This window comes from Aurantiacibacter sediminis, from assembly GCF_016019885.1.
Lineage (GTDB): Bacteria > Pseudomonadota > Alphaproteobacteria > Sphingomonadales > Sphingomonadaceae > Alteraurantiacibacter > Alteraurantiacibacter sediminis.
Window position 1 is genome coordinate 948,215 of the sequence record NZ_JAEANY010000001.1, and the last position, 12,813, is coordinate 961,027.

The window sequence follows — 12,813 nt, forward strand, 5'->3', positions numbered from 1 at the left end:
TGGAGCGAGCGATCAATCGCCGATGAAATTGCCCAGGACGGTGCGGTTATCGTCCGCATTGAAAGCGACGAAGGTGATGAAAACTTCGTCCCTGTTGGGCCCCGCTAGCGCGCCGGCAAACTCACCCTCGAGATCATTCGCGTTGTCCTCAAGCGTGCCGTTGAAGCCGTTATTCTCGCCGACAATCGCGCTGAAATCGAGATCTGCCACCTGCACCTGATTGCCGTTCACCGTTTCGAAAATTGTGATCGTACCGGAAATCACGTCATCGGAGCCAGGCGTGATCGTGAAAGTGACCTGCGGGGCCGACAAAGCATTAGGTGCAGTTACGCCCTCTTCCCCGCCCACGATCAGCGGATCGCCTGTATAGGTGATGCTTGAAGTGATGTCGGTATCGTCCGTGGAGGTCGAAAAGAATGCCGTTACCCGCTCGCTGCGCAGCGTTCCGTCTACCGTATCGCGGGTGAAATCCTGATTGTCCGTTTCCAGCGTAGCGCGCAGAATGTAGGTGAACGGCAGTTCGAGCGTCAGGCCGACATCGCCATCCTGGTAAACCCGCTCGGTTGCGCTGTTGCTTTGCAAGTCATCTTCATCGAAGACGGAGCTGGCCGATTGTTCCGGGAAGCGGATCGTCACACTGTTTGGCGTGGCGATATACTCGATACCGCTATTGCCGTTGATGCGTGTGGCATCGTTGAAAAACTCGGCGCCGCCTTCAGGTGTAAAATAGGCGACGATCGCGCTGGTATTGGCAGAAGTCGCATCGAAATCAGCGGTGAAATCGAAATTCGCAACACCTGAAGTGGGAGTCGGGGTGGGTGTGGCGGTGTCCGTGCCGGTCGGTGTCGGCGTAGGCGTGTCATCGCTACCGCAAGAAGTGACCAATGCGCCGCAAGCTGCAACACCGATGAGAAGACCGATTTTCCGGATCACGCTATTTCCCGTCCGATTCCTGAAAGTTTGTGAGGTGTCCATGCACTATCGAAGCTTTCCCTTAGCTGTCTGGATGGCAGCGGGGCAAGCGGCGTTTGCCGGTAATGCCGCTTGGCGTGCATCAGAGGGCGTTCCCGCGCGCTCTTCCAGCGCGCGGGATGAAGCCTTCGCTTAGTGCCTAGACCGCCTCGAGCGCCTGTTCGAAGTCGGCAATCAGATCGTCCGGATCTTCGATGCCGATGGAAATACGCACCAGATTATCGGTAATGCGCAATTCCGCGCGGCGGCCTTCGGCAACCGAGAGGTGCGTCATGCTGGCCGGGTGGCTGGCGAGCGATTCCGTCCCGCCGAGGCTCACCGCGAGCTTGGCAACTTTCAGCGCATCGAGGAAGCGGAAGCATTCCGCTTCGCCGCCCTTGATGAAGACGGAGAAAGTCGAGCCTGCGCCAAGGCAATGGCGATCGTAAATATCCTGCTGGCGCTCATCCTCGATCATGCCGAGATAGCCAAGGCCTTCCACCTTTGGATGGTTTTTCAGGAATTCGCAGACCTTGGCAGCGTTCTCTCCGGCGCGCTGCATGCGCAGTTCTACGGTTTCGAGCGAACGCAGCAGCATCCATGCGGTGTGCGGATCGGCAATGCCGCCCATCGTGTTGCGCAGCGCGCGGATCGCATCGACCCACTTTTTCGCGCCCGAAACAGAACCGGCAACCAAGTCCGAGTGGCCACCGACATATTTGGTCAGCGAGTATACGACGAGGTCCGCACCGTGATCGAGCGGGCGCTGCCAGAGGGGACCGAGAAAAGTATTGTCGATGGCGATCGGGCAGCGATCAGGGTCGAAATGCGCATCGCGCGCCTCTTTCACCGCTTCGATATCGACAAGCGCATTGGTCGGGTTGCCGGGGCTTTCGAGATAGATGAGCGGAACTTCGCCGCCCTGCTTTTCCGCCTGAGCCTTGGCGCGGCTCATCACATCGTCTAGCTCTTCACGCGTCGCGCCTGCCGGGAATGCGATATAGGTTACGCCATATTTCGCCATAACCTTGGCAACGAACCCTTCGGAAGCCGCATAAAGCGGGCCGGAGTGGACGATGACGTCGCCAGCATTGCACGCCGCCAGCATCAGCACGGCAATCGCCGTCATGCCGCTGGAGAAACACAGCGCGTCTTCGGCACCGTCCCAGATGGCGAGGCGATCTTCGAGGATTTCCTGGTTCGGGCCGTTGAAGCGCGAATAGACAAGGCCTTCCGCGCCGCCCGGCCGCTTGCCGGTAATGCCTTCAAAATGGCGCTTGCCCGCTGCAGCATTTTCGAAGGCGAAAGTGCTAGTGAGAAAGATCGGTGCTTTCAGCGAACCTTCGGACAGCGCCGGGTCGAAACCATGGCCCATCATCAGCGTGCTGGGCTTCATCGGGCGACCGGCGATCTCGGTAATTTCCGGTTTCGGCTTGCGGCGCGGGGTAGGGGTCGTAACGGCGCCTAGCGGGTCGTCCTTCTTGTCGGCCATGATTGGCTCCTTCCTTGGTCTCACCCCTAGGAAGGCAGGGGCTGGATCGGCCACCGGGGCTCCCGTTCCTAACCTCCGCAGGAACGCTTCTCCGCCGGGCAGCGATAGTTTCAGTCGTAATTATATGCGGCGGCGATTCTGCGCAAGCCTTACGCCCAGTCTGTCAGCCGAGCATCGGGGCGATCGCGAAAACCACGGCGACGATCACGAAAATGCCGATTAGATCGAGTGTCAGGCCCGCTTTGACAAGGCGTGGAAGGGCAATGCGGCCGGTCGACCAGGCAATGGCATTTGGCCCCGTTCCGGCGGGGAGGACAAAGCCCCAGCTCGCCGCCAGCGCGACGGGCATGGCGAGCAAGAGAATCGTTTCCGCATCGCCGCCAATCGCCACGGCCAGTGCGGCGACCACGGGCATGATGCCACTCGCTGTCGCGACATTGCTCGCAAATTCGGTGATCAGCACGACCATCGCCACCAGCGCGAGTGCGATCAGGAATAGCGGGACACCCGCAAGCGGCAGCAGCGCATTGCCGAGCCAGTCGGCAAGGCCGGTGCGCATCATTGCGCCAGCGAGCGCCAGTCCGCCTCCGAACATGAGCAATACGCCCCACGGTGCGCGGTCGGCTTCCCTCCATTCAAGCAGGCGGCGGCCCGATCCGTCGGGCAGCACGAACAGGGCGAGGCTCGCGGCGATGGCAATCGTCCCGTCGGTCACCGCGCCCTCGGGCAGGTAGGGCGCGGCAAAGCCACGCAGCATCCAGGCGAGGAAAGTGATTACGATGACCGGCACCAGCCGCCGCTCCGCACTGCTCCAGTCCCCGGGCGGATCGATGGCCGCTCGCGCCGATGGAATGTCGAACGGATGAGCGGAAATGCGCTGCACCCTCGCGATGATTACCGCAGCAATCGGAATCCCGATCACCACGATCGGGACGCCAAAGAGCGCCCAGCGTGCGAAGGTGATCTCGACGCCCGAAATCTCCCGAAGCAAATCCGCGCCGATGGCATTGGTGGGGGAGCCGATGATGGTGCCAAGCCCGCCAATACTTGCCGCGAAGGCCAGGCCCATCGGCAACGCACCAAATAGGCCGGATTGCTCGATCTCGCCATCCCTACGCGCGACGGCTCCACCAGCCAGCACCGCGAGCGCCATCGGCATCATGATCAGCGCGGTGGAGGTATTGCTGATGATGTTCGACAGGATCGCAGCTGCAATCATGAAGCCCAGCAACAGTCCGAATTCCCCGCCACGCCCGCCGATCCGGTCAAGAATCCACGCGGCGAGACGCTTGTGCATGCCGGTCCGCTCGATGGCGAGGGCGATGAATGCACCGCCCAGCAGCAGGAAGATAATGGGCGAATAGTAATCGCCAGCAACTTCGCGCGCAGTCCCGCCGCCAAAGAAAGGCGCAATTATGAACGGAAGCAAGCCGGTGACCGGCAGCGAAACGGCCTGCGTCATCCACCATGTCGCCATCCAGGCGATAAGCCCGGCCGCATTCCAGGCCGGAACGCCCATGCTCTCTGGCGCAGGCACCAGCAGGGTGAGCGCAAACAGCGCCGGGCCAAGCCAGAAGCCTATGCGTTCTGCAGTCATGCGATACTGTCCCTCCCGCGCGAATTGCGATACCTTCTAGGCAATCAGGCACCAGCGGCAAGGAGGATAGGATGGCAGAAGCAAAGGTTCTGGGGATTGGCGGATTGTTTATCCGATCGGCAGACCCCGCGCGAATGGCTGCGTGGTATCGCGATCACCTCGGCATCGCTGCTACCGAAAGCGGGCAACCCACGCCTTCAGGCGAGTGGGTCTGGATGCAGAATGCGGGGCCGACGGTGTTTGCTGGCTTCAAAGCCGATAGCGATTACTGGCAAGGCGATAGGCAAGTGATGCTCAATCTTCGCGTCGAGGGATTGGAAGCAATTCTGACCCGCCTTGCCGCCGCTGGGATTGAGCATTCCCACCGCGAAAGCATGGACGGCGTCGGCGATTTCGCCCGGATCGAGGACTGCGATGGAAATCCTATCGAGCTGTGGGAGCCAGCGTAGGGGCGCTCGCATAGCTATTCCCCCTAGCGCCGCCTCGCTTCGCTTGGCACAAGCGCCCACATGGCTACCAAAACCGTTGCAATGCTTACCGCAGGCGGCCTTGCGCCGTGTCTTTCCTCTGCCGTTGGCGGGCTAATCGAACGATACACCGAAGTTGCGCCCAACATTCGGCTGATCGCTTATCGCAATGGCTATGCGGGCTTGCTGACGGGCGATTATGTCGAAGTGCCGGACAAAGTCCGCAAGACCGCCGGACGGCTCCATGCCTTTGGCGGCTCGCCCATCGGCAACAGCCGGGTGAAGCTCACCAATGTCGAGGATTGCGTGAAGCGCGGACTGGTGAAGGAGGGCGAAAATCCGCTCGAAATCGCCGCTCGCCAGCTGACGAAGGACGGTGTCGATGTGCTTCACACTATCGGCGGGGACGATACCAATACCGCTGCGGCTGACCTTGCAGCCTATCTCAAAGCGAATGATTACGACCTCACCGTGGTCGGCCTGCCCAAGACGATCGACAATGATGTGATCCCGATCAAGCAATCGCTCGGTGCCTATACCGCAGCAGAGCAGGGCGCGGTCTACGCGCGCAATATCATCGCCGAACACTCGGCCAATCCGCGCATGCTGATCGTGCACGAGGTCATGGGGCGGCATTGTGGCTGGCTCACCGCTGCCACGGCTTTCGCTCACCATAGCTGGGTCAAAAGCGCGCCCTTTGCCGAATGGCCCGAGAATGCCGCTGCGCGCTGGGATGTGCACGGCGTCTACATTCCCGAACGCGCTTTCGACATCGCAGCAGAGGCAGAGCGGCTCAAGCGCGTGATGGATGCACAGGACGGGGTGAACCTGTTCATTTCCGAAGGCGCGGGCGTCGACGAAATCGTCGCTGTGATGGAAGCCGCCGGAGAAGAGGTGCCGCGCGATGCATTCGGCCATGTGAAGCTGGACAAAGTCAATCCCGGCCAGTGGTTCGCCACGAAGCTGGCAGAGGCCGTCGGCGCGGAAAAGGTGCTCGTCCAGAAAAGCGGCTATTTCTCACGTTCGGCCCCTGCCAATGATGCCGATCTCGCCTTGATCAAGGCCTGCACCAATCGCGCGGTCGATGCCGCGCTGAGCGGCGAGCCCGGCGTGATCGGGCAGGATGAAGAACGCGGCGATGAGCTTCGCTCGATCGAGTTCTCCCGCATCAAGGGCGGCAAGCATTTCGATTCGGGACAGGAATGGTTCGTCGAGCTGCTGCGCGATCTGGGGCAGGCCTGACGCAGCGAAGCTGACTGTTTCACAACCGCATCGTTCAGTCTGCGATCAGTCGCTCTCGCTTATAAGAAGAGCATGAATCGCAGACATTTTCTTGCCTCAACCGGCTCGGCTGCCATAACTTTCGGCGCCGCCCCTTCGCTGGCGCTGGCACAGGGCGGACGAGACTTTGCCTATGACTGGGAAATCGGCCCGGTAATTCGTGGGCGTAACTATTCGGTCGGCATGCCGCCGCATCCGGTGGTGACGCGTGACGGCTGGTATTTCGACTTTCCCGGCCCGCGCCGCCGCGATGGACATGTGCATTATATTACGCGCCCAAGCGGCCCGCTGGACCGGGCGCGCGGTATCCGCATTCGCTTTCGCATCGATGCGCGTCGCAACACCCGTTTCGTGCCGCAGGAACATCCCGATCTCCACGCAACGCTCTCCCTATACCTTCAAGAGAATGGCGATGACTGGAGCGGACGGGGACGCGGTGAATTCTCGCGGTGGTATTCGCCGACCGCTGCTCTCATTGAGCTAACTCCCGGCGCACATGAGGCGAGCATCATGTTCGATGAGAACTGGATTTCGGTGATGGGATCGAACCGTAATCGCAATCCGCGCGAATTTGCAGCCATGCTGGCCCGGGTCGGTACGGTCGGGATCACATTCGGTTCGCGGCAGGCGCGAGGTCACGGCGTATTTGCGACCGCCCCGGCGCGCTTCGAACTTCTGGACTTTGCTATCATCTGACGGGTCCGGAGCTGTTTGCCGGACCCTTGCTGCTGTGCGGATGAAAGCTTACCCTCATCCCGGGACCTAATTCCGGGAGAGATTCTGCCATGCCGCATCCATTCAAGCTATTGCTTTCCGCCAGCCTACTCGCTGTCGCTGCACCGATCGGCACCACCCCTGCCATAGCGCAGGAAATGTCCGAAGAGACGCAGACGCGCACCTATTCGGCTGAAGAATTCTACACCTCGACCAGCTACGGCTCCGTCGGAGGCAACGCGCATGCCTTTTCGCCTGATGGCGACCACGTGCTGATCACCAGCGATGCGAGCGGCGTGCTCAATGCCTATTGGCTGCCTATCGATGGCGGTGAACCGATGCAGCTGACCAATTCGACCACCGATGCCTACCGCGCCACCAGTGGTTTCCCTACTGACGGCCGAATCCTCTTTTCCGCCGATGCGGGCGGAAATGAGCGTAACCACGTCTTCGTGCGGGAGGAGGATGGTTCGATCCGCGACCTGACGCCGGGGGAAGAAACACGCGCAGGCTTCGCCGGATGGAACGAGGACGGAACCCATTTTTACATCGAGACTAATGAGCGCGACGCGTCGGTTTCCGATGTCTACCGCTATTCCGCCACTGACTATTCGCGCGAGCTCGTCTTCGAAAATCCGGGCGGCTATTTCCTTGGCTCGCGATCTCCCGATGGCCGCTATCAATTGCTGACCAGCGTGCGCACCAATTCGGACAGCGATATCTATCTCGTCGATCTGGAGGGTGACCGGACACCGGTCCACATCACGCCGCATGAAGGCGATGTATCGCACGGCGATCAAGGCTTCACCGCGGATGGTAGCAAGGTGATCTACTCGACCAACGAATTCGGCGAATTCGCCCAAAGCTGGACTTATGAAATCGCCACTGGCGAGCGCGAATTGCTGGCCGAAGACGATTGGGATGTGTCCTATGTGGGCTTCTCAGACAGCGGCCGCTATCGCATCACATCCTTCAATCGTGACGGCACCAGCGACGCGGTGCTTTACGACACGGTGAGAGGCCGCGAGATTACTTTGGAAGGCGTGCCGGAGGGGAACATGGGCGCTTTCCGCTTCTCGCCTGACGAAGGCATGGTGCTGTTCTCAGCCAATACCGACACGTCGCCGACTGATCTCTACATCTCCAACCTTGAAACGGGAGAAACCCGCCGCCTGACGAGCGCGCTGAACCCCGCGATTGACGAGAGCGATCTGGTGAATAGCAGCGTCCTTCGCTTCGCCAGCTATGACGGGGTCGAGATACCCGGCATCCTCTATCGCCCTCATGGTGCGAGTGCGGACAGCCCTGCGCCCGCCGTGGTGTGGGTGCATGGCGGGCCGGGCGGGCAGAGCCGTCGCGGTTACAATCCGGCGATCCAGCACCTGGTGAACCATGGCTATGCGGTTTATGCGATCAACAATCGCGGCTCCTCGGGCTACGGCAAGACTTTCTTCCATATGGATGACCAGCGCCACGGCGATGCCGACCTGCGCGACGTCACCGCCTCTGCCGATTACCTGCAGGGTCTCGACTGGATTGCCGATGATCGGATCGCCATCGCAGGCGGTTCCTACGGCGGATATATGACCGCTGCCGCGCTCGCTTTCCATCCGGAAGTCTTCGACGCCGGGATCAACATCTTCGGCGTGACCAACTGGGTACGTACGCTCGAATCGATCCCCGCTTGGTGGGGCCCGCAGCGCGACGCGCTGTATGACGAGCTGGGCGATCCGGCGACCGATGGTGAGCGGCTGCGCGCCATTTCACCGCTGTTCCATGCGGACAATATCACCAGCCCCATGCTGGTGGTGCAAGGCGCCAATGACCCGCGCGTGTTGCAGGTTGAAAGTGATGAACTGGTCGAGGCGATCCGCGCCAATGGGGTGCCGGTCGAATACGTCCTCTTCCCCGACGAAGGCCATGGTTTCGCGCGCCGCGAAAACCGGATCACGGCATCAGAAGCCTATGTGACTTTCCTCGACGAGCATGTCGGGGCCGAGTGATCGCGCTGAAAACAAAAAAGGGCGGTCCCAGTGGGGCCGCCCTTTTTGAATTCGGTTTCTGAATAAAGCTTATTTCGGTGCGAGCACCATCAGCATCTGGCGGCCTTCGAGGCGCGGGAAGGCTTCGACCTTGGCGATTTCCGCCACATCGTCCTGCACCCGCTTCAGCAGGTCCATGCCCAAATGCTGGTGCGCCATTTCACGTCCGCGAAAGCGCAGGGTGACTTTCACCTTGTCGCCATTGTCGATGAACTTGTTCACATTGCGCATCTTCACATCGTAATCATGGGTGTCGATGTTGGGGCGCATCTTCACTTCCTTGATATCTTGCGTTTTCTGCGTCTTGCGCGCGGCGTTCGCCTTTTTCTGCGCTTCGTAGCGATACTTGCCGACATCGAGGAATTTGCACACCGGCGGGTTCGCATTGGGCGAGACCTCGACGAGATTCAGGCCCTTGTCCGCAGCCTGCTCGATCGCCTCATTGGTGTACATCACGCCGAGATTTTCGCCCTCGTCATCAATGACGCGGACCTTCTCGGACTGAATGAAATTGTCGTATTTCGGGCCGGATTTGACCGGCGGTGCCATATTGCGGCGGGGTGGACGTGGTATGGAATCGCTCCTTGAATGGTTTGTCTCAGTCAAACCTATGTAAGGCGTAACGGACGGGATTGCCAGAGTTTAGGCAGCCTCGCGCCACAAAGGAAATCTGGCGAGGCGCTCGCCCGCCGGAACAATCGCATCCACGGCACTCGCCGGTTGTAGCGCTTTCAGGATTGCTGGATCGCCTGCATTCATGCCGCCAGTGAGCGCGCCAAAGGCCGGGAGTATCATCCTCCCGCAGGTCGCATCCTCATTATGACCCACCACCGCGCAGGGGCGGCGAATGTGGCGTTGGCGTATTTTTACCTGCACGCGCGGATGAAAGTGGCCGGAAAGCTCGGGCCGCGTTTCCCCGCGCTTGGCGATGTGGCGTAGCACTGTCCCGTTCACCACCAACTCCTCGACAACAGTGCCACCCGATTTTGCCTCCATCGCCGGATCGTGGTTGCCGGTGATCCACACCCAGTCGACCGCGCGGGTTAGGGCGCTCAGCATGCCTGCCGCGTGCTCCTCAAGCCGCTGTGACCCATCCGAATCGTGGAAATTGTCACCCAGTGTGTAAAGCCGCCGCGCGCCGGTAATGCGGATTGCGTCGGCCACCCGCTCAAGTGTTTCGCGACTATCGTAGGGCGGCAACATCTGCCCGTGTCGTGCATAAAAGCTCGCCTTTTCAAGGTGCAGATCTGCCACCAGCAGCGCATTCTCGCGCGGCCAGAACAGCGCCCGCGCACCGCCATCCTGCGGCACGAGCACGAATTCATCTCCGCAAAAGGGGAAGGTGAACGAAACGAGAACCATGGTTTCCTCATTGCCGAGAGATTGATGCTCTGACAACCCCCTCCCGCCTGCGGGAGGGGGGCGAGACTTGCAACCGCGCCAGCGGTTGCTTAGTCGCAGCGGGGTGGGCCTCTCGGCCCAGCGCTTCACGCGCCCACCCCCGGCCCCTCCCGCAGGCGGGAGGGGAGAGGAGACCGAATGACCGAGTGGAATAAACACACTGCCGAGGCCCGCACATGGTTCGAATCCCTGCGCGACCGCATCTGCGCCGAATTCGAGGCGATTGAGCGCGAGGCGGGCTCGGACGCGAGCTTTGCATACAAGCAGTGGGACCGCGAGACCGAGGATGGCACCGACGGCGGCGGCGGAACGCAGGGCCTGATGAAAGGCAAGGTGTTTGAGAAAGTCGGGGTCAATGTCTCGACCGTGTCCGGCGCTTTCTCCGAAAAATTCGCCGATCAGGTGAATGGCGCGAGCGCGGAGCATCCCGAATTCACCGCCACCGGCATTTCGCTCGTCGCGCATATGCGCAATCCGCATGTCCCCAATGTGCATATGAACACGCGTTTCCTGACGACGCAGGCCGCATGGTTCGGCGGCGGGGCGGACCTCAACCCGGCGCTGCCCTATGATGAGGATACGCAAGGCTTCCACGCCCGCCTCCGCGCAGCATGCTCAGCGCACAATCCCACCTACTATGATCGCTTCAAGAAATGGGCGGACGACTATTTCTACATTCCCCACCGCGGCGTGCATCGCGGCATGGGCGGAATCTTCTATGACCACCTCGAATGCGATGACGACCCGAGCTTCGATCGCAATTTGGCCTTCACGAAGGACGTGGGCGAGGCCTTCCTCGACATCTATCCCAAGCTGGTGCGCGGACGAATGGAGCAGGAATGGAGCGATGCCGAGAAGCTGCAACAACTCGAATGGCGCGGCCGCTATGCCGAGTTCAACCTGGTCTATGACCGGGGGACTCTGTTCGGGTTGAAGACCGGCGGCAATATTGACGCGATTCTGATGAGCCTGCCGCCTGAGGCGGTTTGGAGTTGATACGAAGGAAAAAGGGATAGGTCATGCGCCGTAGAAGCTTTATCGGAATGACGGCAGCGGCAATCGCTTCCCCCGCTTTCGCGCTTGATTCCGGAAGCAGTGGACGCATTGAAACTATTCCCGAGTTTTCAGACGCCAGCAGTGTCGTACCACGCGTCAGGGTGTTCCTACCCTCGGGTTACGACTCAAACGAGCAGCGGTATAAAACGCTCTATATGCTGGATGGCCAGTTTGCCTTCGAAGGTGATAGCGACGGGATAAATTTCGAGGCGGATCGCCGTGTAACACGACTGATGGATGCCGGTACGATCCAACCAACGATGATCGTCGCAATCGATAATTTAGGTGACGATCGCTTCCTTCAATATATGCCGGAGAGCATTTACGAGCGGGCATCTCCGGAACTGCGCTCGACAGTCGAGCGGGAAATCGAGCGCGTAGGCGCCACGTCGCTCTCATCGAACGTTTTCATTGAGTTTCTGCAACGTCAACTAAAGCCGTTTATCGATGCGAACTATCGGACCTCCTCCGATCGCTTGGATGCTGCAATCTTTGGCGCAAGTATGGCTGGTGTCATGTCAGGCGCTATTTTCGTCGAAGCGCAGGAGACATTCGGCCTTGGCGCATCTATGTCGCCAAACTGGGCAATATACGATGAGCGATTTATCGACCATCCGTCTCTGCCTGAGGTTTGGCGGGACTACTTCTCGGCGTTGGGTCCACCCGAGGGGCGACGTTTTTGGCTGGACCACGGGACTGAAATGATGGATGCGGGGATGGTGCCGCATCAGTTGGCGATTGCTGAAAGCATGACCAATCTGGGTTGGCGAAGGGGCTGCAACTTGCAAACTCGCGTTTACGACGCGGGTCACGCCTATGCTCAAACCGCTTTCCAAATGGACGAACTGCTGGCTTGGCTGCTTGCCTGAAGCGAAAGCCGCCGCGTCCTTACTGGTCAACGGCCCCGTAAACCCGCACCCAGTCCACTTCCATGGCGATCTCGCCTGCTGCGATACGGTCTGCTGTCTCTTGCGGCATGCCGACATATGGCTCTTCGATGCCGTTGATCTTGCGCGGGTAGATGCCGCCCGCAGCGAAATTCAGGATCACGCCCTGCGGGTTGTCGAACACCCATTCGCCGAAAAATTCGGTGTTGGTTCTGGGGATGCGGAAGGTGAGGACATCGTCGACAAAAAACTCGATCGCGTCCTCTTTCCATTCGACGGCGTAGACGTGCCAATCGGTGACGTCCGATCCGTCAGTGAAATACTGCCGGTCGGCGATACCCATATCGCCGGAATAGCCGGGGCCGTGCACGGCGACACCTGTCCAGTCGGATTCGCCCACATATTCCATGATGTCGATTTCACCTTCGGAGGGCCACGGCGCATCGGCGAGCAGCCAGAAGGCGGGCCAGACACCGCGTGCATCGGGCATGCGGATGCGTGCTTCGGCGCGGCCATAGGTGAAAGTGAAGTGCTCCAGGCTTTCGATCCGGCCCGAGAGGAAATCGGCGTTGCGATCGGTGTTGGTGTCCTGACCCGGCTGGTAGATCGGGCGAAGCACCAGGACGCCGCCATCGGCACCATCTACACCGACAGCGAACTGGATCGTCTCTGGCGAGTCCACATAGGCCTGCTCTTCATCGTTCACCCAAAAGTCCATGCCGATGGGCGTCCACTTGGTCCGGTCGAGCGTGCCGGAATTGAACTCGTCGGAGAAAATCAGCTCGCGATCAGCACGAGGGTGTTGCGATGCAGTTTCCAAATCCTGTGCAGTGGCATCCGCCGCACAAGCGGTGAGGGCGAGGGCTGCAAGAGGAGCGGCGAGCGGGAATGTGAACGTTCTCATAAACTTTGTGTAACGCGGCGG

Annotated in this window: 12 protein-coding genes; 6 read left to right on the plus strand and 6 right to left on the minus strand. The window is 60.2% G+C overall.

Annotated elements, in window-relative coordinates:
- Positions 1-12: 12 nt before the first annotated feature.
- The 3 genes from I5L03_RS13415 to I5L03_RS04920 form a co-directional block, all read right to left on the minus strand.
- Positions 13-933: a hypothetical protein gene (locus I5L03_RS13415; protein ID WP_267904188.1), complete on the minus strand. Its 921-nt coding sequence runs from the start codon at positions 931-933 to the stop codon at positions 13-15.
- Between the two features lie 178 nt (positions 934-1,111).
- Entirely contained in the window at positions 1,112-2,443 is a 1,332-nt protein-coding gene (locus I5L03_RS04915; RefSeq protein ID WP_197920556.1) for a cystathionine gamma-synthase family protein, read from the minus strand.
- 163 nt (positions 2,444-2,606) lie between these two features.
- On the minus strand, positions 2,607-4,040 hold the full coding sequence (locus I5L03_RS04920; RefSeq protein ID WP_197920557.1) for an SLC13 family permease: 1,434 nt from the start codon (positions 4,038-4,040) through the stop codon (positions 2,607-2,609).
- 71 nt (positions 4,041-4,111) lie between these two features.
- Between I5L03_RS04920 and I5L03_RS04925 the strand changes: the two genes are divergently transcribed.
- The 4 genes from I5L03_RS04925 (at position 4,112) to I5L03_RS04940 (ending at position 8,505) form a co-directional block, all read left to right on the plus strand.
- Entirely contained in the window at positions 4,112-4,489 is a 378-nt protein-coding gene (locus tag I5L03_RS04925) for a VOC family protein (RefSeq protein WP_197920558.1), read from the plus strand.
- Positions 4,490-4,549: 60 nt separating this feature from the next.
- Complete coding sequence (locus I5L03_RS04930) at positions 4,550-5,749, plus strand: pyrophosphate--fructose-6-phosphate 1-phosphotransferase (protein WP_197920559.1); 1,200 nt, start codon at positions 4,550-4,552, stop codon at positions 5,747-5,749.
- A gap of 72 nt (positions 5,750-5,821) precedes the next feature.
- Positions 5,822-6,484, plus strand: coding sequence for a hypothetical protein (locus tag I5L03_RS04935; protein ID WP_197920560.1), 663 nt, complete (start codon positions 5,822-5,824; stop codon positions 6,482-6,484).
- Positions 6,485-6,573: 89 nt separating this feature from the next.
- Positions 6,574-8,505, plus strand: a complete 1,932-nt coding sequence (locus I5L03_RS04940) for a S9 family peptidase (RefSeq protein ID WP_197920561.1) — start codon at positions 6,574-6,576, stop codon at positions 8,503-8,505.
- 69 nt (positions 8,506-8,574) lie between these two features.
- On the opposite strand, the gene infC is transcribed toward I5L03_RS04940, so the two are convergent.
- Together infC and pdeM are read right to left on the minus strand one after the other, a co-directional pair.
- Positions 8,575-9,093: a translation initiation factor IF-3 gene (gene infC / locus I5L03_RS04945; RefSeq protein WP_197920562.1), complete on the minus strand. Its 519-nt coding sequence runs from the start codon at positions 9,091-9,093 to the stop codon at positions 8,575-8,577.
- A gap of 93 nt (positions 9,094-9,186) precedes the next feature.
- On the minus strand, positions 9,187-9,906 hold the full coding sequence (gene pdeM / locus I5L03_RS04950) for a ligase-associated DNA damage response endonuclease PdeM (RefSeq protein ID WP_197920563.1): 720 nt from the start codon (positions 9,904-9,906) through the stop codon (positions 9,187-9,189).
- 177 nt (positions 9,907-10,083) lie between these two features.
- Here pdeM and hemF point away from each other — a divergent pair, with 177 nt between their 5' ends.
- Both hemF and I5L03_RS04960 read left to right on the plus strand, forming a co-directional pair.
- The gene (hemF, locus tag I5L03_RS04955) at positions 10,084-10,941 is read left to right on the plus strand and encodes an oxygen-dependent coproporphyrinogen oxidase (RefSeq protein WP_197920564.1); all 858 of its coding nucleotides are present in this window, start codon (positions 10,084-10,086) and stop codon (positions 10,939-10,941) included.
- Between the two features lie 47 nt (positions 10,942-10,988).
- The gene (locus tag I5L03_RS04960; RefSeq protein WP_197920565.1) at positions 10,989-11,870 is read left to right on the plus strand and encodes an alpha/beta hydrolase; all 882 of its coding nucleotides are present in this window, start codon (positions 10,989-10,991) and stop codon (positions 11,868-11,870) included.
- Positions 11,871-11,889: 19 nt separating this feature from the next.
- On the opposite strand, the gene I5L03_RS04965 is transcribed toward I5L03_RS04960, so the two are convergent.
- A complete protein-coding gene (locus I5L03_RS04965) occupies positions 11,890-12,792 on the minus strand; it encodes a glycoside hydrolase family 16 protein (protein WP_197920566.1) in 903 nt (300 codons plus the stop codon).
- Between the last annotated feature and the right edge of the window lie 21 nt (positions 12,793-12,813).